The following is a 24,654-nucleotide window of genomic DNA, read 5'->3' on the forward strand; positions in this document are numbered from 1 at the left end:
GCCCAACGGAAGGAACGAGCAATCGTGGACGTCACCACTCTCGCTGAGGTCACCGGCAACATCGGCACCGTCGGTTACGGCCTCGCCGCCATCGGCCCGGGCATCGGCCTCGGCATCCTCATCGGCAAGACCATCGAGGGCATGGCCCGCCAGCCCGAGGTCGCCGGGCAGCTCCGCGCGACGATGTTCATCGGTGTCGCGTTCGTCGAGGTGCTCGCGCTGCTGGGTCTCGTCGCCGGCTTCATCATCCAGTGATGACGGCGCTGGCTGACGCCGCGCTCACCGTCGCGGCGGAGACGGGCGAGGAGCACGCGGGCATCGAGCTCTTCCTGCCCGCCGGGTACGACCTGCTCTGGTCGACCGTGATCATGGTCGTCCTCGCGATCGCGTTCTACAAGGCGATCCTGCCCAAGTTCCAGGCGGTCCTCGACGAGCGCACCGCGAAGATCGAGGGCGGTCTCGCCAAGGCCGAGTCCGCTCAGGCCGAGGCCGCGGCGGCGCTGGCGGAGTACCACCAGCAGCTCCAGGAGGCTCGGGCCGAGGCCGCGAAGATCCGCGAGGAGGCGCGTGCCGAGGGCGGCGCCATCGTGGCCGACCTGCGGACCAAGGCGTCCGACGACGCCGCGCGCATCGTCGAGACGGCGCACCGCCAGATCGAGGCCGAGCGCCAGCAGGCCGCGGTCTCGCTGCGCAACGACGTCGGTCTGCTCGCGACGGAGCTCGCCTCGAAGATCGTCGGCGAGTCGCTCGCCGACTCGGCGCGCCAGAGCCGCGTCGTCGACCGCTTCCTCGACGAGCTCGAGGCCGCGGGTCCCGCGGCGGCGAGCGCGGCGGGCACGGCTTCCGAGGAGCGCTGATGCGCGGAACGAGCGGCGAGTCCCTGACGCAGGCGCGGGACCGGTTCGAGCCGGTCCTGCGCTCGGCGGGCGAGGGCGCGCTGGCGCTGGGCGAGCAGCTCTTCGCGGTCACTGCTGCGTTCGACGAGTCGGCGCCGCTGCGGCGCTCGCTCGCGGACCCGTCGCGGTCCGGCGCGGACAAGGCGGCCCTCGTGACCGCCGTCCTCGCGTCGGGCTTCGACGAGCGGGTCGTCGACCTCGTGTCCGGCCTGGTCCGGTCGCGCTGGACCCGTGAGGGCGACCTCGCGGACGCGACCGAGCGGCTCGGTCTGGACGCGGTCCTCGCGTCCGCCGAGGCGCGCGGAGCGCTGGAGAAGGTCGAGGACGAGCTGTTCCGGACCTCGCGCGCGCTCGTCGGGCAGCGCGAGGCCCGCCAGGTGCTCTCCGACGACACGACCGACCCCGAGCGGCGCGCGGCGTTCCTCCACGCGCTGCTCGACGGCAAGGTCGACCGGGTCACCGAGGTGCTCGCGGTCCACGCGACGCGTGCGCTGCGCGGTCGCCGGTTCGTCCCGACGCTGGGCTGGATCGGGGAGATCGCGGCAGAGCGTCGGCAGCGCCTCGTCGCCTCGGTGACGTCGGCGACCGTCCTCACGCAGGCGCAGCTCGACCGGCTCGGTGCGCTCCTCGAGCGGGCCTACGGGCGTGCCGTGCAGCTCAACGTCACGGTGGACAACTCCGTGCTCGGCGGCCTCCGTGTGCAGGTGGGTGCCGACGTCGTCGACTCCACCGTGCTGTCCCGGCTCGCCGACGCGCGCCGACGCCTCGTGAGCTGACGAGCCGACCCTTCCGACCGACGACCGTCCTGCCGGCCACCGGCCGCACAACCGACAAACGTTCGACCGCACCCGAACCACGAGGTGCGGCCACGACAGGAGAAGAGCAATGGCTGAGCTGACGATCCGGCCGGAGGAGATCCGGGCCGCTCTGGACAGCTTCGTGAAGTCCTACGAGCCCGAGGGCGCCGTGTCCGAGGAGGTGGGCCGGGTCACCCTGGCCGCCGACGGCATCGCCCAGGTCGAGGGTCTCCCGGGCGCGATGGCCAACGAGCTGCTGCGCTTCGAGGACGGGACCCTGGGTCTCGCCCTCAACCTCGACGTCCGCGAGATCGGTGTCGTCGTGCTCGGCGAGTTCACCGGCATCGAGGAGGGGCAGGAGGTCCGTCGCACGGGCGAGGTCCTCTCGGTCCCCGTCGGCGACGGCTACCTCGGTCGCGTCGTCGACCCGCTGGGCAACCCGATCGACGGCCTCGGCGAGGTCGCGACCGAGGGCCGCCGCGCCCTCGAGCTCCAGGCGCCCGGCGTCATGGCGCGCAAGTCGGTCCACGAGCCGCTCCAGACGGGCCTCAAGGCGATCGACTCGATGATCCCGATCGGCCGTGGTCAGCGCCAGCTGATCATCGGTGACCGCCAGACGGGCAAGACGGCGATCGCGATCGACACGATCATCAACCAGAAGGCGAACTGGGAGTCGGGCGACCCGACCAAGCAGGTCCGCTGCATCTACGTCGCGATCGGCCAGAAGGGCTCGACCATCGCGTCGGTCCGCGGCGCGCTCGAGGACGCCGGTGCGCTGGAGTACACGACGATCGTCGCGGCGCCGGCCTCCGACCCCGCGGGCTTCAAGTACCTCGCCCCCTACACGGGCTCGGCCATCGGCCAGCACTGGATGTACGGCGGCAAGCACGTCCTCATCATCTTCGACGACCTGTCGAAGCAGGCCGAGGCATACCGTGCCGTGTCGCTGCTGCTGCGCCGCCCGCCGGGCCGCGAGGCGTACCCCGGTGACGTCTTCTACCTGCACTCTCGTCTCCTCGAGCGTTGCGCGAAGCTCTCGGACGAGCTCGGTGCGGGCTCGATGACGGGCCTCCCGGTCATCGAGACGAAGGCGAACGACGTCTCGGCGTACATCCCGACGAACGTCATCTCCATCACGGACGGCCAGATCTTCCTCCAGTCCGACCTGTTCAACGCGGACCAGCGCCCCGCGGTCGACGTCGGCATCTCGGTGTCGCGCGTCGGTGGTGACGCGCAGGTCAAGGCGATGAAGAAGGTCTCGGGCACGCTGAAGCTCGAGCTCGCCCAGTACCGTGCGCTCGAGGCCTTCGCGATGTTCGCGTCCGACCTCGACGCGGCGTCGCGCGGCCAGCTCCAGCGCGGTGCGGTCCTCATGGAGCTGCTCAAGCAGGGCCAGTACTCGCCGTTCCCGGTCGAGGAGCAGGTCGCGTCCATCTGGGCCGGCACCAAGGGCAAGATCGACGACGTCCCGGTCGAGGACGTGCGTCGCTTCGAGTCCGAGCTGCTCGACCACCTGCGCCGCAACACGGACGTCCTCTCGACGATCGCCGAGTCCGGCAAGCTCGAGGACGAGACCGAGTCGCAGCTCGCCGCGGCGGTCGACGCGTTCCGCTCCGGCTTCCTCAAGGGTGACGGCTCGCCGCTCGTCGGCGGCGACACCGAGGACGAGGCCGAGACGGAGATCGAGCAGGAGCAGATCGTCCGGCAGAAGAGGGCCTGAGCATGGCCGGATCCCAGCGCGTCTACAAGCAGCGGATCAAGTCGACGCAGTCGCTCAAGAAGATGTTCCGCGCGCAGGAGCTCATCGCCGCGTCGCGCATCGGCAAGGCGCGCGACCGCACGGCCGCCGCGTCGCCGTACGCCCGGGCGATCACCCGGGCGGTCTCGGCCGTCGCGACGCACACGTCGACGAAGCACCCGCTGACCAGCGAGCGCACGGACACCAACCGCGTGGCGGTGCTCGTCGTCGCCTCCGACCGCGGCATGGCCGGCGCCTACTCGGCGTCGATCATCCGCGAGACGGAGCGCCTCGTCGAGCGGCTCGTGGCCGAGGGCAAGGAGGTCGCGCTCTACGCGGCCGGACGTCGTGCCATCTCGTACTACACGTTCCGCGGGCGCGAGCTCGCCGGCTCGTGGTCGTACGGGTCGGACGCGCCGAACTCCGAGGTCGCGGGGGAGATCGCGGACGCCCTGCTGGGCGCGTTCCTCGCCCCGGCCGCCGAGGGCGGCGTGAGCGAGCTGCACATCGTGTACACGCAGTTCGTCAACATGGTCACGCAGCGCCCGCGCGTGGTGCGGATGCTCCCGCTCGAGGTCGTCGAGGGCGTCGCCCCGGCGGGCAAGCACGACGTGCTCCCGCTGTACGACTTCGAGCCCTCGCCCGAGGCCGTGCTCGACGCGCTGCTCCCGCGCTACGTGCGCAGCCGGATCTTCAGCTGCCTCCTCGAGGCGGCGGCGTCCGAGCTCGCCGCACGTCAGCGTGCGATGCACACGGCGACGGACAACGCGGAGGACCTCATCCGCAACTACACGCGGCTGGCGAACCAGGCGCGTCAGGCGGACATCACCCAGGAGATCAGCGAGATCGTCTCGGGTGCCGACGCCCTGGCGGCGTCATGACGGGCCGCACGGCCCGCGCGGCCAGCACCATCATCGACAACCTGACCGACACCGCCGGGGACCACTCCGGCACTGCGAAGCGAGGCCAGCAATGACCGCCACCACCGTGGAAGCACAGGTCGAGCACTCCAGCGGTCCCGGCGTGGGCCGAGTCGCTCGTGTGATCGGCCCCGTCGTGGACATCGAGTTCCCGGCGGACGCCATCCCCGACATCTACAACGCGCTGACCGTCGAGATCGACCTCTCGTCGCAGGGCGAGGGCGAGAAGTCCTTCACGCTCACGCTCGAGGTCGCCCAGCACCTGGGCGACTCGCTCATCCGCGCGATCGCCCTCAAGCCGACCGACGGCCTCGTCCGCGGCGCCCAGGTGACGGACACGGGCGCGCCGATCAGCGTCCCCGTCGGCGACGTCACCAAGGGCAAGGTCTTCAACGTGACGGGCGACGTGCTCAACGCCGCTCCGGGCGAGACGGTCGAGATCACCGAGCGCTGGCCGATCCACCGCAAGCCCCCGGCGTTCGACCAGCTCGAGTCGAAGACCACGATGTTCGAGACGGGCATCAAGGTCATCGACCTGCTGACCCCCTACGTCCAGGGTGGGAAGATCGGCCTCTTCGGCGGTGCGGGCGTCGGCAAGACGGTCCTCATCCAGGAGATGATCCAGCGCGTCGCCCAGGACCACGGCGGTGTCTCGGTCTTCGCTGGCGTCGGCGAGCGCACGCGTGAGGGCAACGACCTCATCCACGAGATGGAGGACGCGGGCGTCTTCGACAAGACCGCCCTCGTCTTCGGCCAGATGGACGAGCCGCCGGGCACGCGTCTTCGCGTCGCGCTCTCCGCGCTGACGATGGCGGAGTACTTCCGCGACGTGAAGAAGCAGGACGTGCTGCTGTTCATCGACAACATCTTCCGCTTTACGCAGGCGGGCTCCGAGGTGTCGACGCTGCTCGGGCGCATGCCCTCCGCGGTGGGCTACCAGCCGAACCTCGCGGACGAGATGGGTCTGCTCCAGGAGCGCATCACCTCGACGCGTGGTCACTCGATCACGTCGCTCCAGGCGATCTACGTCCCGGCGGACGACTACACCGACCCGGCGCCGGCGACGACGTTCGCGCACCTCGACGCGACGACCGAGCTCTCGCGTGAGATCGCCTCGCGCGGTCTGTACCCGGCGGTGGACCCGCTCGCGTCGACGAGCCGCATCCTCGACCCGCGCTACGTGGGCCAGGAGCACTACGACGTCGCGACGCGCGTGAAGTCGATCCTGCAGCGCAACAAGGAGCTCCAGGACATCATCGCGATCCTCGGTGTGGACGAGCTCTCGGAGGAGGACAAGACGGTCGTCGCGCGTGCGCGCCGCATCCAGCAGTTCCTCTCCCAGAACACCTACATGGCCGAGAAGTTCACCGGCGTCGCGGGCTCGACCGTGCCGCTGAGCGAGACCATCGAGGCGTTCAAGAAGATCGCGGACGGCGAGTTCGACCACATCGCCGAGCAGGCCTTCTACAACATCGGTGGCCTCGAGGACCTCGAGCGCAACTGGGCGCGCATCCAGCAGGAGTACGGCGCCTGATCCGACGCACGCGCGGGGCCGGGCCGGTCGGTCCGGCCCCGCGGGCGTCGCACCCGGACCCGGACCGCGGCACGCGGGCCGGGCGTCGTCCCGGACACCACACCGGGCATGAACCGCCCATGAAGGAGTTCCCGTGGCACAGCTGAACGTCGACCTCGTGGCGGCGGACCGCAAGATCTGGTCGGGCCGCGCACAGCGGGTCACGGCCCCCGCGGCGGACGGTGAGATCGGCATCCTCGCGGACCACTCGCCGCTGCTCTCCGTGCTGCGCGAGGGGTCGGTGCGCATCGTGGCCGAGGGCGAGACCCTCGACGTGCGCGTCTCCGGAGGGTTCCTCTCCGTCGACTCGAACCAGGTCACGATCGTCGCGGACTCGGTCGAGTCCGTACCGGCCCGCTGACCTTCGCACGACCATGACGCCCCTGGCCTGGCTCGCGATCGGACTGCTCGTCCTCGTCCTTCTCGCGATCGGGCTGGGGGCGTGGCGTCTGCGCGCCCTGTCCCACCGCGTCGGCTCGTTCGAGTGCGGCGCGCGGCGCGCGGGTGCGGCCGGTGCGCCCTGGGTCGCGGGCATCGCGCACTACGGCGTCGGCCGCATCGACTGGTGGCGGCTGTGGTCGGTGTCGATCCGCCCCGCCCGGACGTGGTCCCGCTACGACCTCGTCATCGCGGGCCGCGAGCCGTTCGTCGGCGACGGGCCCGACACCTACCTCGTCCGGTGCCGGTACCACGGCCAGGACTTCGAGCTCACGATGTCGCGCGCCGCGTACGAGGGGCTGGCCTCCTGGCTGGAGGCCGCGCCGCCCGGCCGCCGCGACGTCGTCGTCTGAGGCGTCGCCCGTGGGCTGACGCCGCGTCCCGGACCGCCCACCACCGACCCGGAGGACCTGCCTCATGCGTCTCGTCGTCGCCCGCTGCTCCGCCCGCTACACCGGCCGTCTCTCGGCGCACCTGCCGCTCGCGACGCGCGTGCTCATCGTCAAGGCCGACGGGAGCGTGCTGCTGCACTCCGACGGCGGGTCGTACAAGCCGCTCAACTGGATGAGCCCGCCGTGCTCGCTCGCGGTGCGCGAGCCGTCCGAGGAGGCGCGCGAGCGCGGCGTGACCGAGGTCTGGGCCGTGCAGCACGCGAAGAGCGACGACCGCCTCGAGATCGAGCTCCACGAGGTCCAGCACGACAGCTCTCACGAGCTCGGCATCGACCCGGGGCTGGTCAAGGACGGCGTCGAGGCGCACCTGCAGGAGATGCTCGCCGCGCAGATCGAGCTGCTCGGGTCGGGCCACACGCTCGTCCGCCGGGAGTACCCGACCGCGATCGGCCCCGTGGACATCCTCGCGAAGGACGCGAGCGGCGCGACCGTCGCGGTCGAGATCAAGCGCCGGGGCGACATCGACGGCGTCGAGCAGCTCACGCGCTACCTCGAGCTCCTCAACCGCGACCCGCTGCTCGCGCCCGTGCGAGGCGTGTTCGCCGCGCAGGAGATCAAGCCCCAGGCGCGCGTGCTCGCGACGGACCGGGGGATCGGCTGCCTCGTCCTCGACTACGACGCGATGCGCGGCGTCGACGACGTGGACTCCCGCCTCTTCTGACGCGCGGGTCTTCCGGCGCGGGAGCCGCCAACCCGGACGAGCAGGCGGTCGTGGCCCGTCCCACAGCGAGGACGGGCCACGGCCGCCGGGTCGAGGGGTCAGGACCGCGGGCTCGGCCGACCGGTCAGCATGTGAGGGCCGCGAACGGCGCCGCGTGCTCGGTGACCGTCCCGGCGGCGTCCGCCACCCGCACCGTCGCCGAGCCCGCCGGGATCGACGCGGCGCGCGCGGAGAACGACTGGTAGGCGTTGCCGCCCGGTGCCACCTCCGCGACGGTGCGCGACCCGTACGGCGTGACGAGCTCGACGTCCACGGGCTCGCCCGCCCCGACTCCGCCCGTGCCGACGTACGCCGCCCGGACCGCGACGTAGGCCGTGCCGGCGAGGCAGCGCGGGACGGCGGTGACGTCGACCTGGGGCGCGGGTGCCGCGGTGGAGCGGGAGCGCACCTCGAACGACGCGATGCTCACGGTGCCGCGATCGGCCCGGAAGCCGATCGTCGGCAGGAGCCCGGCGAGCACGTCGGGGTCGGACGTGTCGAGCGCGCCGCCGGTCGTCGTGCCGCCGTACCAGGTCCACGCGCCGTCCTCCTCGGCGAACACGTCGACGCGCGCGCCGTTCACCTGGAGCGCGATCCGGTCGCCGGGGCCGTAGCCCCGGATGCCGAAGTACGGCGACGACCCGTCCGCGCCCCCGACGTAGTCGAGTCCGGACGCGACGTTCGTGTGGTTGAACCAGGCGAGCGCGTAGGTGCGGTCCGCGGCCGCGAGGCCGAGGAACAGCGAGTCCTCCTGGGTCCCCGCGCCGGAGAACGCGCCGATCTCGGCGACGACCACGGACGACGACGTCGCGCGGGCCGTGCGGTGCCCGTACAGCCCCCAGTAGCGCGCGTCGCCGGTCGCGGCGAGCACCCCGTCCCCGGCCGCGAGGGCGGGCAGCGCCTCCCCGGAGGGCTGCAGCGTCGTCCACTCCGCGGTCGTGTCGGCGTCGAAGTCGTCGTGCAGCACGACGTCGTCGTACCAGGCGGGGTCGAACGCGAGCCGGGCGGTCGTGGCCGCGCGCGCCTCCTCGGCGGCGCCCGACCCGCCCCAGCGCACGACGGCGCCGATCCGCGCCTCGCTGCCGGGGACGGCGTCGGGCCCGGGCGTGACGTCCCACGAGCGGGTCGCGCGGTCCCATGACCCGAGGTCGACCGGGCCCGCCGCGCCCACGGCGACGGCCGTCCAGCCGGCCGGGAGCTCGGGCGCGACCTCGACGCCCGTCACGGCGTCCGCGCGCGTCGACACGGTCACGTCCACCCGGGAGGCACTCCCGACGGCGGGCTCCGCAGCCTCGACGCGTGCGGAGACCGCCCGTGACACGGGGCTCCACGACTCGAGCTCGGTCACGCCGACGGACTTGCCGGGCGCGGCGTCGAACGTGACGCGGTAGCTCGTCGTCTCGAGCGGCGGGAAGGTGATGCGGTTCAGGCCGTTGCCGACGGGCTGCTCGGGCACGCGCGTCTGGTCGGGGACGACCTGCCAGGACGCGCCGTCCCAGTACTCGAGGCCGTAGCCGGCGGCGGGCTGGACGGCGTCGGCGTCCTGGTAGCCGTGGAAGCGGACGTCGCCGATCGTCGTCGGCTCGGCGAACTCGACGCCGACCCAGTCGCGGGCGTTCGGCGAGGAGTAGTTGGACCAGCGCGTGTTCTGGGGCACCTCGTCGTACCAGACCTTGCCGTCGAGGACCCGCCACGCGTCGTCGTACCGCCACGTGTACGACGCGACGGGGCGCGGGTAGGCGTTCCGGAGCGGGTTCGCCGACGTGTTGACGGCGTGGGGGAGGCGCTGCGGCTCGCCGCCCGGCACCGGCACCTCGACCGGGTCGGCACCCTCGGCGACCGCGTCGGCGTCGGCGTGCAGCACCTGCTCGCCGTCGACGTAGACGCGCAGGCCCGCGCCGGCCCCGTAGCGCGAGCCGTCGCGGTCGAACAGGACCGTGACGTTGCGCCCGTGGTACGGCACGTTCTCCGCGGCGAACCAGTCCCAGTCGGCCGGCACGAGCGGGTCGAGCACGAGCGAGTCGTCGGACTGCGGCTGGAGGCCGAGGAGGTCCTGGAGCACGAGGTCCACGTAGCTGGAGTGCAGGTAGTCCTCGGAGTGGTCGTTCCTGTCGTAGATCCAGCGGTCCTCGTCGGGGTGGTGCGCCTCGGCGACGTACGGCTCGCCGTCGCGGAACTGCGTGCGGACGTAGGTGTCGAACAGGTCGAGGTAGTCCGCGCGCGTGAGGTCGCCCGCGGCGTCGTCGCGCAGCGCGGTCGCGACGCCGTCGAGCGTGAGCGACGTCGAGAACGGCCACGACGGCCCGTCCCACTTGCAGCATCCCTGGTCGGACGAGCGCCAGAAGTCGGGGGAGCGGCGCTCGGTCACCGTCGGGCCGTACGGCGCCGCGAACCCCTGCGGGTCGAGGAGCTGGTCGAAGGCGACCGCCTGCTCCGGCGAGGCGAGGCCGAACTTCCACGGGACGAACCCGACGTCGAGCCGGTCGCGCAGGCGCTCGTGGTCCGGGTTCTCCCAGTCGACGACGTCGTAGAAGAAGTCGCGCTCGTCGTCCCAGAGGTAGGTGTCCGCGGCCTCGCGCAGCGCGGCGGCGCGGTCGCGGTACTCGGTCGCGGTCGCCTCGTCGCCGTTGAGCGTCGCGACCTCGGCGAGCGCGAGCATGTCGCCGTAGAGGTAGGCGTTGATCGACGGCCGGAAGGTGTGGCGGCCCGCGTAGTCGCGGTCGGTCGCGTACGACGCGGGCGAGCTCTCCTTGGCGTCGTACTCGGGCGTCTGCCAGTAGAGCCCGAGGTCGGCGTCGAACTGGTTCCCCCAGTCCTCGACGAAGGTCTCCAGCTCGGGCTGGAGCGCGCGGAGGCGGTCGAGGTTCCCGGTGACCTTCGCGCGCTCGACGATCGCGGTCACGGCCCAGAACGAGTACTGGTGCGCCCAGTCGGCCGCCTCGGGGTTCTGCGCGGGCTCGATCTGGCCGGGGCCGGTGAGCCAGTAGTCCTCGTAGTCGTCGAGGTAGCGCTGGTCGCGCAGCCAGCGGCCCTCGGCGAGCTGGTGGCCCGCCGCGGCGTTGATGGCCTGGTACGGCGCGGCGTAGCCGCAGCAGTCGAGGAACTCCGTGAGCACCCAGCCCGTGCCGGGCTCCGTGTAGCGCAGGTGTTCCTTGAGCACGCGCCAGCGGTAGTAGTAGACGGCCTCGGCGTCCGCGTCGGGGAGGTCCACGACCGGGACGTTGGCCGCGTACCAGTCGGGGTCGGCGTAGCCGTCGAGCTTCTCGCCGACGTCGACGAAGGACGTCCCGGGCCCGACCTCGGGCCGGTCGAGGGGCGTCGTCGGGTCGTCGGTCGCGGCCCCGGGGGAGGCGGCCGGGGCGGCCGCGGGCGCCGGCGGCGTCGCCGCGACCGCCGGGGTCGCGAGGGCCAGGGCCAGGAGGCCGGAGGCGAGCGCCAGGGCGCCCGTCGAGCGTGGTCGTCGCATGCGTGTCCTTCGTCGTCGAAGAGCGGGTCCCGCGTGGTCCAGGGCACGGGGACGTGACTGCGCTGTCGGCCACAGATTCCAACAAGAGCAAACAGAAAACAACAGGCGGCGGGTGCGGACCCTCCTTCGTGCCGGCCGGCTGCTCTCCGTGGTAGTTTTTGAACATGTTCAAAAACGGCGCCGTCGCATGAGCGCGACACCGAAGTCCGAGCGCACGCGCGCGCACCTGCGCGACGTCGCGGTCCGGATGCTGCGCGACGTCGGGTACGAGCGGACGACCATGCGCGCCGTCGCCGCCGAGGCGGGCGTGAGCACCGGGAACGCCTACTACCACTTCCCGTCCAAGGACGCGCTCGTCCAGGAGCTCTACCTCGAGGTGCAGCGCGAGCACGCCGAGCGCGCCGCGCCCGTGCTCGCCGCGGGCGGGTCGCTCACCGACCGGCTGCGCGGCGTCTGGGGAGCGTCGGTCGACGCGTTCGCCCCCTTCCACGCGTTCGGCGGCGAGTTCGTGTCCGTCGCGATCCGCCCGGGTTCGGACGCGAGCCCCTTCTCCGCGGCCTCCGCCGCCTCGCGCGACCTCTCGCGCGACCTGTTCGAGCAGATCGTCGCCGGGACGTCGACGCGCGTCCCCGAGCGGCTGCGCTCGGAGCTCCCCGAGCTGCTGTGGCTGGCCCAGCTCGGCATCACCCTGTTCTGGGTCCACGACACCTCGCCCGGGTTCGCGCGCACGCGCCGCCTCGTCGACGGCGGGGCCTCGCTCGTCGGCAGCCTCGTCCGGCTGTCCCGGCTCCCCGTCGCGCGCGGCGTGGTCGACGACGCGCTGCGCCTCGTGCGCGCGGTCCACCCGGGCGCGCCCTGGGCGTCGCCCCCGGGGGATGCGGAGCGCGAGCGCGCGGGCGAGCCGGAGGCGGGCGCGTGAGCCCCGCCGGCGGGGCCCTCGTCTCGGGCCTGGTGATCCTCGGCATGGTCGTGGTCCTGCCGCTCGGCCTCCGGCTCCTGGGGCCCGACGTCGTCCCCGCGCCGCGCAGCGTGGCGTGGCCCCTCGCGGGGGTCGCCGGGGCGGTGAGCCTCGTGCTGCCGCACGGCACCGCGTCCGTCCTGCTCGCGCTCGTCTTCGCGGCGGCGACCGTCGTGCTCGCCGGTACCGGCGCGCGTCTGGCGGTGCGCACGGCGCGCGACCTGCGCGACGGGCAGGTCGCCGCGGCAGGTCTCGCCTCGCGCGCGGCGACCGCGACCGCGCTGGTCATGCCGGCGGTCGGCGCGAGCGCGCTGGTCGCCGAGCGCGCCGGGTGGGGGCTCCTCGGGTTCTCCGGGACGTATCTCGCGCTCACGGTCCCGCACATGCTCTACGCCGGGTTCGGTGCGGCACTCGTCGCGGGCACGGTCGCGCGCCTCGCGGTCGCCGACCGGCTCGCGGTCGCGGGCGCGTGGGGCGTGCCGGTCGGGACGGCGCTCGTGCTGGTCGGCTACCTCGTCGGCGACGTGGCCGAGCTCGTCGGCTCGGGAGTGCTCACGCTCGCCCTCTGGGCGACCGCGGTCGCGGCGGTCCGCTCGCTCGCGCGGCCCACCGGCCCGCCGCACCCGGCCGACGACGCGCACCCGGCCGGTCCGGGGAGCCTCGTGAGCACGGTGAGCACGGTGAGCACGGTGAGCACGGTGAGCACGGTGAGCACGGCGAGCACGGCGAGCACGGCGGGCGTCCGGGCGCTGCTCGGCACGGGTGCGGTCGTGGTCGGGCTGTCGATGCTGCTCGCGCTCTGGTGGGCCGCGGGCGAGGCGCTCGGGTTCGCGCACCCGAGCCTCGACGTCATGGCGGCGACGCACGGCGTCGCGAACGCGCTCGGGTTCGTGCTCTGCACCCTCCTCGGGCTGCGGGTCCTCGCGGCCCGGCCGCCGCTCTCGCGCGAGGCGGAGGGCACGGGCGAGGCGGAGCACGGCGACGCGGGACAGGACACGGAACGCGGGCCCGGGCGGGCCCCGGAGGGGAGTGCGGCATGACGTTCACGTACCCGGAGGTCGGCGCGACCCGCACCGACACCTGGCCCACGGGGTACCGGCACCTGCACGTGCGCCGTCGGCTCACCGACCGGCCGCGCACGCCCGACGACCTCGCGTGGCTCGGCGAGCAGCTCCTCACCTGGCGCGTGCACGCCGCGGCGCGCGTGCGCCTCGAGACCGAGGCCCCGGTCGCCGAGCCCGGTGCGCGCGTGACGACGCTGCTCGGCCTCGGGCGGCTGCGGCTGCCCGAGCCGTGCGAGGTCGTCTGGGTCGAGCGGTCCGCGCACCGCGTCGCGTTCGGGTACGGCACCCTGCCCGGGCACGCGTTCGTGGGCGAGGAGCGCTTCGCCGTCGAGCGCGACGACGCGGGCGACCTGTGGTGGAGCATCGACGTGTTCAGCCGCCCGGTGCTGTGGTGGGTGCGCCCGCTCGCGTTCGCCGTGCCCACGTTCCAGCGGCTCTTCGCCCTGCACCTCGGCCGCGGTGCGAAGCGGCTCCTCGCCGCGCGCGACCGCTGACGTCTCGCGTCCCGACCCGCGCGCGTCCACGTCCGCACGAGTTTGCACGCCGGGTGTACGAAGTGCGCCAGAATGGGCCCATGACCGACGCCCGCAGCCCTCGTCCCGACCAGCAGACCGGCACCGCACGAGTCCTCGTGGGCCGCGTCGTCACCCCGACGGGGGTGCTCGACGACGGCGTCGTGGCCCTGCAGGACGGGCGCGTCGCGTGGGTCGGGACCCGCGCGCAGGCCGCCGACGCCGGCTACGCCGACCTGCCCGCGGGCGACGGCGCGACGCTGCTCCCGGGCCTCGTCGACGTGCACGACCACGGCGGCGGCGGGTCGAGCTTCCCCGACGCGACGAGCGTCGAGGAGGCGCGCGTCGCCGCGCGCGAGCACCTGCGCCACGGCACGACGAGCCTCGTCGCCTCGCTCGTCACGGCCCCGCGCGACGTCCTGCTCGAGCGCACCGCGAACCTCGCGGACCTCGCCGACGCGGGCGAGATCGTCGGCATCCACCTCGAAGGCCCGTTCCTCTCCGAGGTGCGGTGCGGCGCGCAGAACCCGCACGACATGCTCGAGGGCGACCCGGAGCTCGTGCGCGCGATCGCGGGCGCGGCGCGCGGCTACCTGCGGACCATGACGGTCGCGCCCGAGGTGCCGGGCGTCGTCGGCGCCGGGGGAGTGATCGAGACGCTCGTCGAGGTGGGGGCCCTCCCGTCGATCGGGCACACCGACGCGAGCACCGAGCAGACCGAGGCGGCGATCGCGGCCGGCGTCGCGGCGCTCGCGGCCGCCGGTCGGCCCGGCGCGCGGCTCACCGCGACCCACCTGTTCAACGGCATGCGCCCGCTGCACCACCGCGAGCCCGGCCCCATCGCGGCGTGCCTCGCGGCCGCCGCGCGCGGCGAGCTGGTCGTCGAGCTCGTCGCCGACGGCACGCACCTCGCGCACGGCACGATCCGCAGCGTCGTCGAGCTGGTCGGGTCGCACGTCGGTGCCGACGGCGCCGTCGCCGGGCCGGACGCCGTCGCGCTCGTCACCGACGCCATGGCCGCGGCGGGCATGGCCGACGGCGCCTACGAGCTCGGGCCGATGCGCGTGACCGTCGCGCACGGCGTCGCGCGGCTCACCGAGGGCGGGTCCATCGCGGGCGGCACGTACCACCTGCTCGACGTCGTGCGCGAGACCGTCGAGGCCGGCGTGCCGCTGGTCGACGCCGTCCGCGCGGCGTCGTGGACCCCGGCGGGCGTGCTCGGCCTCGACGACCGCGGCGGCCTCGTCGCGGGCCGCCGCGCCGACGTCGTCGTCACGGACGCCGACCTGCGCGTCCGCGAGGTCCTGCGAGCGGGCGCCCCGGTCGACCTCGAGCCCTGACCCACCCGCACCCGCACCCGCACGCGTCGCCCCGCCGACCGCACCCGCCGAACCCGGGGTCGTCCCTCACCCGGCCTGTTCCATGAGGAGCGACCCCGGGTTCGTCACGTCAGGGGAGCGCGGCGAACCCGGGGTTGGGGGCGACTCGCGGGTCGAACTCACCGGTATGCCCGGGTTCGGCGGTTCGACGGGCTTCGGATCCACCCGACGTCGGTGCAGGTCGGCGCGGGAGTCGTCAACCAGAGAGCGCGTTCTTGCTCCACGGGCTTGACTCTCGTCATTTGTTCATCCAATACTCGTAACAGCGAAGCGCTTCGACGATGCGTTTCGACGAAGCGCTTCGACGGCCGAGGCGACGGACCGGACCACAGGGGAGTGGTGACGATGGCGACGATGCAGGACGTGGCGCGACGCGCGCAGGTCTCGTTGAGCACGGTCTCCTACGCGCTGTCCGGGACTCGTCCCGTCTCCGACGCCACGCGTCGCCGCATCGAGGACGCCATGTCCGAGCTCGGCTACCAGCCCAACGCGATGGCCCGCGGGCTCGCGTCGCGCCGCAGCCACGTGCTCGCGCTCATCTACCCCGCGATGGAGAAGGGGCTGGGCGGCACGGTCGCCGAGTTCGTCTCCTCCGCCGCGGAGACGGCGCGCGAGAACGGGTACCACCTCGTGCTGTGGCCCTTCCGCACGACCCAGGCGCCGGAGGTCCGCGACCTCGTGCGCCAGGGGATGGCGGACGGCGTCCTGCTCATGGAGGTCGCGCTGGACGACGCCCGCGTCGACGTGCTCGACGAGGCCGGGGTGCCGTACACGATGATCGGCCGCACGCGCGACGTCACGGACCGTCCGTCCGTGGACATCGACTTCGAGCGCACGACGGACGACGCGGTCCAGCACCTCGTCGACCTCGGGCACCGGCACGTCGCCCTCGTCAACCACTCGCAGGCGACGGCGGACGACGGCTACGCGCCGACGTTCCGCGCCGAGGAGGGCTTTGAGGCGGCGATGCGTCGCCGCGGGCTCGAGCCGCTCGCGCTGCGCGTCGATGAGTCCCCGCGCGCGGGCCGCGACGCCGTCGCGACGCTCCTGGAGCGCGAGCCCCGTCTGACGGCCTTCGTCACCATGAACGAGATCGCGACGTTCGGCGTCGTCGCCGAGCTGCAGCAGCGCGGCGTCGCGATCCCCGCGGACATGTCGATCCTGTCGATCGTCACGTCGCCCGGCGTCGGGGAGATGAGCAACCCGCCGCTGACCACCATGCACGCGCCCGGGGCCGAGCTCGGCCGCCTGGGTGTGCAGAAGCTGCTGTCCCTCGTGGACGGCTCCCGTCCGAGCACGCCGAACGTGCTCATCCCGTGCGTCCTCGAACCCGGCAGCAGCGTCGCCCCCGCGGCCGGCCGGTCCCCGGACGACGACGACCGCGAGCCCGAGGCTCGCTGACCCGACCGACCGGGCGACGCCCCGGTCACCCTCCGGCTCCAGCGCCGGAACTCGATGAGGAGGACACGCACATGCTGCGATCCCGGAAGATCTCGCTCGTCGCTGCCGTGGTAGCGCTCCCACTCGCCCTCGCGGCGTGCGGGGGCTCCGGCGGCAGCGGCGGGTCCGACGACCAGACCCTGACGATCTGGCACTACGAGAACGAGGACTCCGCCATGGGCCAGGCATGGGCCAAGGCGATCGAGATCTTCGAGGAGGAGAACCCGGACGTCGACGTAGTCGTCGAGAAGCAGACGTTCGAGCAGATCCAGAAGAACGCCAAGATCGTGCTCACCGGCGACGACGTGCCCGACGTCATGGAGTACAACAAGGGCAACGCGACCGCCGGCCAGCTCGCGGCGCAGGGCCTGCTGACGCCGCTCACCGACGCGGCGACCGACCGCGGCTGGGACGAGAAGCTCAGCGGCTCGCTCCAGACGACCGCGACCTACGACGACCAGGGCCTCATGGGCTCGGGCGAGTGGTACGGCGTCCCGAACTACGGCGAGTTCGTGCAGGTCTACTACAACAAGGACATGTTCGCCCAGTACGGGCTCGAGGTGCCGACGACGCTCGACGAGCTCGAGACCGTCATGCAGGCCTTCAAGGACCAGGGCGTGACCCCGCTCGCCGAGGCCGGCGCCGAGTACCCGATGGGCCAGCTCTGGTACGAGCTCGTGCTCGCGAGCTCCGAGCGCGACTTCGTCGACCAGTACCAGCTCTTCGACGGCGACCCCGACTTCCACGGTCCCGAGATGACGCAGGCCACCGAGACGCTCGACTCCTGGATCAAGGACGGCTACGTCGCGTCCGACTCCGCCGCGCTGACCGCCGAGGACATGGGCGTGTCCTTCATCAACGGCACCTACCCGATGATGGTCTCCGGCTCGTGGTGGTTCGGCCGCATCGTCGAGGAGATGGACGCCGACTGGGGCCAGTTCAACTTCCCCGGCAACACGCTCCAGGTCGGCTCGTCCGGCAACCTCTGGGTCGTCCCGGCGAACGCCGACTCGCCCGACCTCGCCGAGGAGTTCATCGACATCACCCTGCGCCCCGAGGTGCAGAACATCCTCGCGGAGAAGGGCGGCCTGCCCGTCGCCGGCGACGCGTCGGTCATCACGGACGAGCGCACGCAGCAGCTCACCGAGAACTTCCAGGCGATCCTCGACGACGACGGCCTCGCGTTCTACCCCGACTGGCCCGTGCCCGGCTACTACGACGTGATCGTCAGCGAGCTCCAGTCGCTCATCAACCAGTCGAAGTCGCCGACCGAGGTGCTCGACGGCCTCGAGTCCGCGTACGTGGACGGCAAGGCGGACCTGCTCGACAGCTGAGCGGACGCACGCCCGCGGCCGGTCGGGTCCGATCCCAGGATCGCCCCGGCCGGCCCGGGCCCCCACCCGAGCACCTCCCGCGAAAGAGACCGTCATGACCACCCGCACCGACACCGTGCCCGAGGCCGCGCCCGGCCCCGAGCGCGAGGCCACCCGCGCGACCGCGGCGCCGCGACGTCGTCGCCGTCCCGCCTGGGTGCCGTACCTGCCCTACCTCCTGCCCGGCGCGGTGGCGTTCGTCGTCGTGATCGGCTACCCGTTCGTGATGAACGTCTACTACAGCCTGTTCAAGTGGCGCGGCGGCATGGCGCCGATGCGCTGGTACGGGCTGGGCAACTACGCCGACCTCCTGCACGACTCGGCGTTCTGGACCTCGTTCCAGAACTCGATCGCGATGATCCTCGCGATGGTCGTCGCGCCGACCCTCATCGGACTCGTCCTCGCGGCCGTGCTGTTCGACTACCTCGGCCGGCGCTTCGGCCCGCGCGTCGCGGCGTTCCTGCGCGCCACGTACTACCTGCCGCAGATCCTCCCGGTCGCCGTCGCCGGCGTGCTGTGGAACTGGATCCTCAACTCCCAGACCGGCGCGCTCAACGTGATCCTGCGCGGGATCGGCATCGAGAACCCGCCCAACTGGCTCGGCGACACGACGACGGCGCTGCCGAGCGTCATGCTCGTGCTCATCTGGGTGCAGATCGGCTACCCGGTCGTCATCTTCATGTCCGCGCTCCAGCGCGTGGACCCCGAGCTGTACGAGGCGGCCGAGCTCGACGGCGCGGGCTGGTGGCGCCGCTTCGGGGCCATCACGATCCCCCAGATCCGCCCGGAGACGTTCGTCGTGACGCTCACGTGCACGGTCGCCGCGCTCAAGGTGTTCGGCCCCATCTACGTGCTCACGCGCGGCGGGCCCGAGAGCTCGACGCTCGTCCCGAGCTACTACTCGTACCTCAACTTCTTCGACAAGTCGAAGGTCGGCTACGGCGCCGCGGTGGCGACCGTGCTGACCCTCGTCATCATCGTCGTCGCCGTCGTGATCCTCGCGCTGCAGAGCCGCGCCGAGCGTCGTGAGCAGGAGGGCCGCTGATGTCCACCGTCACCACCACCCCCGCGGACGCCGTGGCGCCGGGCGCCGACGCGTCCCACCCCCGCCGCGCTCTGCGAGCCACGCGCCAGGACGAGCGCTACCGCCGCGGGATCGGTCGCTGGTTCGTGCTCGCCGCGGCGATCCTCGTCGCGCTGCTCATGCTGTCGCCGTTCGTCATCATGGTGCTCAACGCGTTCAAGTCGCCGGCCGAGTACTCGCAGGACGGCCCGCTGAGCATCCCGAAGGAGCTCTACCTCGAGGGCGTGCAGAACTTCTGGACGCGGACGAACTTCCCGCAGAAGCTCTGGAACTCCGTCTTCATCTCGGCGCTCGTCGCCGTGTTCGGGACGCTCCTGTCGCTGCTCAGCGCGTACGCGATCGGCGTCGGCCGCATCAAGGGTCGTCTGTGGATCGTCACGCTCTTCCTCGTGGCCAACATGCTGCCGCAGGAGGCGCTCATCTACCCCCTGTTCGACATGGCGCAGAAGGTGGGCCTGTCGAACTCGCAGTGGTCGATCATCATCATCTTCACCGTCATCCAGGCGGCGTTCGGCACGTACCTGCTCGCGTCCGTGCTCGGCACGTTCCCGCCCGCGCTGCTGGAGGCAGCGCAGCTCGACGGCGCCGGCCGCTGGCGCATCCTGTGGCAGGTGGTCTACCCGATCGTCAAGCCCACGCTCGGCGTCCTCATGATCTTCTTCTTCATCTGGACGTGGAACGAGTTCTTCATCCCGCTGGTCATGCTGACCACCAACGACACCCAGACGATCCCCATCGCCCTCGCGTCGCTCCAGGGCGACCGGATGATGGACGCCCCGACGACGAACGCGGGCGCGCTCGTCTCGCTGATCCCCGCGCTGATCTTCTTCCTCATCTTCCAGCGCACGCTCACCCGGGGCGTCACGGCGGGCGCCGTGAAGTGACGCTCGCCGTGTGATGCCGAGCCGCCCCAGGGGCGGCCCCGAGACTCCGATACGCACCGACGAAGGAAGCACCACCCATGAAGTTCACCGACGGGTACTGGCAGGTCCGGCCCGGCATGCACCCGCTCTACGCGGTCGAGGTCGACGACGTCCGCGCGGACGAGGCGGCCGGCACGCTCACCGTGTACGCGCCGACGGCGAAGATCCGCGGCCGCGGTGACACGCTCAACCGCCCGATGCTCACGACGACGTACTCCTCGCCCGCGCCCGGCGTCATCCGGGTGCGCGTGGAGCACCACCAGGGCGCCGTGCGCCGGGGCCCGGCGTTCCAGGTGGCCGGCGAGCCCGGGTTCCGGCCCGAGGTCGAGGTGCACGACGACGTCGCCGTCCTGCGGTCCAAGGACCTCGCCGTGCGCGTGCACCGGGGCGACCGCTGGCGCGTCGACTTCGAGGCGGACGGCGAGGTGCTGACCTCCTCGCTGCCGAAGTCTGTCGGGCACGTCACGTCGGACGACGGCGGCACGTGGACCCACGAGCAGCTCGCGCTCGAGCCGGGCGAGCTCGTCTACGGCCTGGGGGAGCGGTTCGGCCCGTTCGTCAAGAACGGCCAGGTCGTGGACATCTGGAACGAGGACGGCGGGACGTCGAGCGAGCAGGCGTACAAGTCCGTGCCGCTCTACCTCACGACCAAGGGCTACGGGGTGTTCGTCGAGCACCCGGAGAAGGTGTCGTTCGAGGTCGCGTCCGAGGTGAACACGCGCGTCCAGTTCTCCGTCGAGGGGCAGGCGCTGGAGTACCTGGTCATCCAGGGGCCGACGCCCAAGGACGTGCTGCGCCGGTACACCGCGCTCACCGGCCGCCCCGCGCGCGTGCCGGCGTGGTCGTTCGGGCTGTGGCTCACGACGTCGTTCACGACGAGCTACGACGAGCAGACGGTGAACGGGTTCATCGACGGCATGGCCGAGCGCGACCTGCCGCTGTCGGTGTTCCACTTCGACTGCTTCTGGATGCGCGAGTACCAGTGGGTCGACTTCGAGTGGGACCCGCGCACGTTCCCCGACCCCGAGGGCATGCTGCGCCGCCTGCACGACCGCGGGCTCAAGGTGTGCGTGTGGATCAACCCGTACGTCGCGCAGCGCTCGCCCCTCTTCGCGGAGGCCGTGGAGCAGGGCTTCCTCGTGAAGCGCGAGGACGGGTCCGTGTGGCAGTGGGACCTGTGGCAGGCGGGCATGGGCCTGGTGGACTTCACCAACCCCGACGCGACCGCGTGGTACGTGGGGAAGCTCGAGGGCCTGCTCGACCAGGGCGTCGACTGCTTCAAGACCGACTTCGGCGAGCGGATCCCCGTCGACGGCATCGCGTGGCACGACGGCTCCGACCCGCGCAAGATGCACAACTACTACGCCCAGCTCTACAACGAGGCGGTCTTCCGGCTGCTCGAGCGCAAGCGCGGCGAGGGCGAGGCGGTCCTGTTCGCGCGGTCCGCGACGGCGGGCGGCCAGCAGTTCCCCGTGCACTGGGGCGGCGACTGCGACTCGACCTACGCGTCGATGGCCGAGTCGCTGCGCGGCGGCCTGTCGATGTCGATGTCGGGGTTCGGCTACTGGAGCCACGACATGGGCGGCTTCGAGGGCACGCCCGACCCGGGCGTGTTCAAGCGCTGGACGGCGTTCGGCCTCCTGTCGTCGCACTCGCGCCTGCACGGCTCGGGCTCGGTCCGGGTCCCGTGGGCGTTCGACGACGAGGCCGTCGACGTGACGCGCAAGTTCACGCACCTCAAGCTCTCGCTCATGCCGTACCTCGGGCGGGTGGCCGAGGAGGCGCACACCGACGGCGTGCCGATGATGCGGCCGCTCGTGCTCGAGCTCCCGCACGACCGCGCCGGGTACACCGCGGACACGCAGTACCTGCTGGGCGACGCGCTCCTCGTCGCGCCGGTGTTCCGCGCGGACGGCCGCGTGGAGTACTACGTGCCGGAGGGCACGTGGACGCGCCTCGTCCAGCCCGACGACGGCCCCGCCCTGAGCGAGACCGTGACCGGCCCGCGCTGGGTCACCGAGACCCACGGGTTCGACTCGCTCCCGGTGCTCGTGCGCCCGGGCACCGTCCTGCCGGTGGGCGCCCGCACCGACCGCCCCGACTACGACTGGGCCGACGGCGTCACGCTGCACGCGTTCGAGCTGCCCGACGGGTACGACGAGCTCGTGGTCGTCCCGTCGGCAGACGGCGCGCAGGGCGCGACGTTCCGCGTGCGCCGGTCGGGCGCGACGCTCACCGTCTCGTCCGACGACGCCGCGGCGGCCTGGTCCGTGCGGGCCGGATCGGCGACGGCCGAGGCGCACGGCGCGACGAGCGTGACGATCGACCTCGGCTGAGGACGTATCCTGGGCGAGCATGTCATGGAAGCGCTCCCATGACATGCTCGCCCCCGTCCTTCCCCGAGCACCTCCCACCGACCACCCCGTCGCGGACCGCGCCGTCCGCCGACCGAGCAGCGAGGACCCTCGTGACCACCGACACCACCGCCCCTGACGCCGTCGAAACGCAGACCGCGCCCGCGCCGTCGGGCCGCCGGACGTTCCCGACCGACTTCCTCTGGGGCTCCGCCACCGCCGCGTACCAGATCGAGGGCGCCGCCGCCGAGGGCGGCCGCACGCCGTCCATCTGGGACACCTACTCTCACACCCCGGGCCGCACGCTCAACGGCGACACGGGCGACGTCGCGGACGACCACTACCACCGGTGGCAGGAGGACGTGCAGCACGTCGCGGACCTCGGCCTCGGCGCGTACCGGTTCTCCATCTCCTGGTCCCGCGTCCAGCCCGGCGGCACCGGCCCGCTCAACCCCGAGGGCGTCGCGTTCTACTCGCGCCTCGTCGACGCGCTGCTCGAGAAGGGCGTCAAGCCCGTCGTCACGCTCTACCACTGGGACCTCCCGCAGGAGCTCGAGGACGCCGGCGGCTGGGCCAACCGCGACACCGCGTACGCGTTCGCCGAGTACGCCCGCCACATGGCGCGCGAGCTCGGCGACCGGATCGACACCTGGACGACGCTCAACGAGCCCTGGTGCTCCGCCTACCTCGGCTACGGCTCCGGCGTGCACGCGCCCGGCCGCACCGAGCCCGCCGCGGCGCTCGCGGCCGTGCACCACCTCAACCTCGCGCACGGCCTCGCCGTCCAGGCGATCCGCGACGAGCTCGGCGAGGACGCGAAGACGTCCGTCACGCTCAACCTGCACGTCATCCGGCCCGACGACCCGTCGTCGGCCGCGGACCTCGACGCGGTGCGCAAGATCGACGCGCTCGCCAACCGCGCGTTCCTCGCGCCCATGCTCGACGGCGAGTACCCGGCCGACCTGCTCGCCGACACCGCGCACGTGAGCGACTGGTCGTTCGTGCAGGAGGGCGACCTCGAGACGGTGCGCCAGCCGCTGTCGATCCTCGGCGTCAACTACTACTCGACCGTGCGCGTGCGCCACTTCTCCGGCGACGGCGAGCGGTCCGAGAACGACGGCCACGGCGCGTCGAGCCACAGCCCGTGGATCGGCGTCGACGACGTCGAGTTCGTCCAGCAGCCCGGCCCGTACACCGCCATGGGCTGGAACATCGAGCCCGCCGGCATGACCGAGCTGCTCGTGTCCGTCGCGACGACCTACCCCCACCAGCCGATGATGGTGACCGAGAACGGCGCCGCGTTCGCCGACGAGGTCACGGTCGACGCCGCCGGGACCGCCCGCGTGCACGACGACCGCCGCGTCGCGTACCTGCACGACCACGTCGACGCCGTCGGCGCCGCGATCGACGCGGGCGCCGACGTGCGCGGGTACTTCGCGTGGTCCCTGCTCGACAACTTCGAGTGGGGCTACGGCTACGACCGCCGGTTCGGCATCATCCGCGTCGACTACGACACGCTCGAGCGCACGTGGAAGGACTCCGCGCACTGGTACCGCCGCCTCGCGACGTCGAACACTCTCTCCGCGGTCGACGAGACCGCCTGACGGCGGTCGACGGCACCGCCTGTCGCTGAAGCAGACCGTCGTTCGACGAGGGCCCGCCCGGTCGCACCGGGCGGGCCCTCGCGCGCCCTGGCAGGCCGAGAAAGAGCCCCGGTGTGCCGAGGTGGAGCCCTGGTGCGCGGAGGTGGACCCCTGGTGGCCGAGGGAGCGCGGTGGTCGATGATCGGCGACCGGGTGACCTTTCTCGCATGCCGCGCACTCGCCGCGCGACACGCCGAAGGAACGCGACACGCCGACGAGTTGGACGTTCGTCGTGCCCGGATTGGGGTGTTTCGCCGGCCGTCGGTGCGAGTCCGCACGACGGTGGAGGTGGCCCCGCGGGGCGGCCTCACCGAGCCTCACAGGGTGTGGACCGAGGTCGTCCCCACCCTGTGGACGGCGCCCCGCCGTCCGCGGGAGGACGCCGTTCGTGGTGCCTCCGAGCGGTGGACGACGGGCTGTGGACGAGGCTCTCCGAAGGTGTGTCAGAGGGCGGTGGGAGGATGGGTCCGTGGCTCCTAGCACACGCCGACGGGTGAAGTTCGACCACGACATCTAGTGCGGTGGCGCGGTGTCGACCACTAGGTATAGTGGTTGCACACCCAGGGGGCCGGAGGCCTTCTGGTGAATCACACAGACGTAGTTCCACCGGTGTCCTTCGAGGTCAGAGATGTTTCTCCCTCCCCGAGGACCGATCCCGGACAGAGCGCGAGAGACGAGGAGTCACCCCATGAGCGTCACGGTCTACAGCAAGCCGGCTTGCGTTCAGTGCGACGCGACGTACCGCGCTCTCGACAAGAAGGGCATCGAGTACTCCGTCGTGGACATCAGCCAGGACGCCGAGGCGCTCGAGCTCGTGCGCGGGCTCGGCTACCTGCAGGCGCCCGTGGTCGTCGCCGGGGACGAGCACTGGTCCGGGTTCCGTCCCGACCAGATCAACGCCCTCGCGCAGAAGGTCTCGCCGGTCGTCGCCTGACCGGCCTCCC

General features: G+C 72.4%; 21 protein-coding genes. 20 read left to right on the forward strand and 1 reads right to left on the reverse strand.

Annotated features, from left to right (window positions below; genetic code table 11):
• Positions 1–24 precede the first annotated feature (24 nt).
• From ACZ402_RS04805 to nucS, 9 genes are all read left to right on the forward strand, one after another.
• Positions 25–255 carry an ATP synthase F0 subunit C gene (locus tag ACZ402_RS04805; RefSeq protein WP_164437185.1) on the forward strand — a complete coding sequence of 77 codons (231 nt, stop codon included), beginning with the start codon at positions 25–27 and terminating at the stop codon, positions 253–255.
• Positions 255–857 carry a F0F1 ATP synthase subunit B gene (locus ACZ402_RS04810; RefSeq protein ID WP_375824280.1) on the forward strand — a complete coding sequence of 201 codons (603 nt, stop codon included), beginning with the start codon at positions 255–257 and terminating at the stop codon, positions 855–857. The genes ACZ402_RS04805 and ACZ402_RS04810 overlap by 1 nt, the downstream gene beginning before the upstream one ends.
• Entirely contained in the window at positions 857–1,672 is an 816-nt protein-coding gene (locus ACZ402_RS04815; protein WP_375824281.1) for a F0F1 ATP synthase subunit delta, read from the forward strand. The genes ACZ402_RS04810 and ACZ402_RS04815 overlap by 1 nt, the downstream gene beginning before the upstream one ends.
• 109 nt (positions 1,673–1,781) lie before the next feature.
• Positions 1,782–3,413: a F0F1 ATP synthase subunit alpha gene (atpA, locus tag ACZ402_RS04820; protein ID WP_375824282.1), complete on the forward strand. Its 1,632-nt coding sequence runs from the start codon at positions 1,782–1,784 to the stop codon at positions 3,411–3,413.
• A gap of 2 nt (positions 3,414–3,415) precedes the next feature.
• Entirely contained in the window at positions 3,416–4,312 is an 897-nt protein-coding gene (locus tag ACZ402_RS04825; RefSeq protein ID WP_253053365.1) for a F0F1 ATP synthase subunit gamma, read from the forward strand.
• A 91-nt stretch (positions 4,313–4,403) separates the two neighbouring features.
• The gene (gene atpD, locus ACZ402_RS04830; protein WP_253053367.1) at positions 4,404–5,885 is read left to right on the forward strand and encodes a F0F1 ATP synthase subunit beta; all 1,482 of its coding nucleotides are present in this window, start codon (positions 4,404–4,406) and stop codon (positions 5,883–5,885) included.
• A 133-nt stretch (positions 5,886–6,018) separates the two neighbouring features.
• A complete protein-coding gene (locus ACZ402_RS04835; protein WP_047232903.1) occupies positions 6,019–6,285 on the forward strand; it encodes a F0F1 ATP synthase subunit epsilon in 267 nt (88 codons plus the stop codon).
• Positions 6,286–6,298: 13 nt separating this feature from the next.
• The gene (locus tag ACZ402_RS04840; protein ID WP_047232904.1) at positions 6,299–6,715 is read left to right on the forward strand and encodes a DUF2550 domain-containing protein; all 417 of its coding nucleotides are present in this window, start codon (positions 6,299–6,301) and stop codon (positions 6,713–6,715) included.
• A 64-nt stretch (positions 6,716–6,779) separates the two neighbouring features.
• Positions 6,780–7,475: an endonuclease NucS gene (gene nucS, locus ACZ402_RS04845; protein WP_375824283.1), complete on the forward strand. Its 696-nt coding sequence runs from the start codon at positions 6,780–6,782 to the stop codon at positions 7,473–7,475.
• Between the two features lie 124 nt (positions 7,476–7,599).
• Here the strand turns inward: nucS and ACZ402_RS04850 are convergent, their stop codons facing one another.
• Entirely contained in the window at positions 7,600–10,980 is a 3,381-nt protein-coding gene (locus ACZ402_RS04850; RefSeq protein ID WP_375824284.1) for an MGH1-like glycoside hydrolase domain-containing protein, read from the reverse strand.
• Between the two features lie 187 nt (positions 10,981–11,167).
• Here ACZ402_RS04850 and ACZ402_RS04855 point away from each other — a divergent pair, with 187 nt between their 5' ends.
• The 11 genes from ACZ402_RS04855 (at position 11,168) to nrdH (ending at position 24,644) form a co-directional block, all read left to right on the forward strand.
• Positions 11,168–11,899, forward strand: a complete 732-nt coding sequence (locus tag ACZ402_RS04855) for a TetR/AcrR family transcriptional regulator (protein ID WP_375824285.1) — start codon at positions 11,168–11,170, stop codon at positions 11,897–11,899.
• Entirely contained in the window at positions 11,896–12,978 is a 1,083-nt protein-coding gene (locus tag ACZ402_RS04860) for a YndJ family protein (protein WP_375824286.1), read from the forward strand. Before ACZ402_RS04855 ends, ACZ402_RS04860 begins: the two co-directional genes overlap by 4 nt.
• Positions 12,975–13,496, forward strand: coding sequence for a DUF1990 family protein (locus tag ACZ402_RS04865; protein ID WP_375824287.1), 522 nt, complete (start codon positions 12,975–12,977; stop codon positions 13,494–13,496). Before ACZ402_RS04860 ends, ACZ402_RS04865 begins: the two co-directional genes overlap by 4 nt.
• 80 nt (positions 13,497–13,576) lie before the next feature.
• Positions 13,577–14,854: an N-acetylglucosamine-6-phosphate deacetylase gene (locus tag ACZ402_RS04870; RefSeq protein ID WP_375824288.1), complete on the forward strand. Its 1,278-nt coding sequence runs from the start codon at positions 13,577–13,579 to the stop codon at positions 14,852–14,854.
• 384 nt (positions 14,855–15,238) lie between these two features.
• The gene (locus ACZ402_RS04875) at positions 15,239–16,294 is read left to right on the forward strand and encodes a LacI family DNA-binding transcriptional regulator (RefSeq protein WP_375824289.1); all 1,056 of its coding nucleotides are present in this window, start codon (positions 15,239–15,241) and stop codon (positions 16,292–16,294) included.
• 71 nt (positions 16,295–16,365) lie between these two features.
• Entirely contained in the window at positions 16,366–17,667 is a 1,302-nt protein-coding gene (locus ACZ402_RS04880) for an ABC transporter substrate-binding protein (protein WP_375824290.1), read from the forward strand.
• A gap of 94 nt (positions 17,668–17,761) precedes the next feature.
• A complete protein-coding gene (locus ACZ402_RS04885; protein WP_375824291.1) occupies positions 17,762–18,751 on the forward strand; it encodes a carbohydrate ABC transporter permease in 990 nt (329 codons plus the stop codon).
• Complete coding sequence (locus ACZ402_RS04890; RefSeq protein WP_375824292.1) at positions 18,751–19,674, forward strand: carbohydrate ABC transporter permease; 924 nt, start codon at positions 18,751–18,753, stop codon at positions 19,672–19,674. Before ACZ402_RS04885 ends, ACZ402_RS04890 begins: the two co-directional genes overlap by 1 nt.
• A 77-nt stretch (positions 19,675–19,751) precedes the next feature.
• Positions 19,752–22,049, forward strand: coding sequence for an alpha-xylosidase (gene yicI, locus ACZ402_RS04895; protein ID WP_375824293.1), 2,298 nt, complete (start codon positions 19,752–19,754; stop codon positions 22,047–22,049).
• 131 nt (positions 22,050–22,180) lie between these two features.
• Positions 22,181–23,671, forward strand: a complete 1,491-nt coding sequence (locus tag ACZ402_RS04900) for a GH1 family beta-glucosidase (RefSeq protein WP_375824294.1) — start codon at positions 22,181–22,183, stop codon at positions 23,669–23,671.
• A 727-nt stretch (positions 23,672–24,398) separates the two neighbouring features.
• Positions 24,399–24,644 (forward strand): glutaredoxin-like protein NrdH, encoded by a 246-nt coding sequence (gene nrdH, locus ACZ402_RS04905; RefSeq protein ID WP_047232913.1) that lies wholly within the window; start codon positions 24,399–24,401, stop codon positions 24,642–24,644.
• Positions 24,645–24,654: the final 10 nt, after the last annotated feature.

The organism is Cellulosimicrobium sp. NPDC030954, from assembly GCF_055571305.1.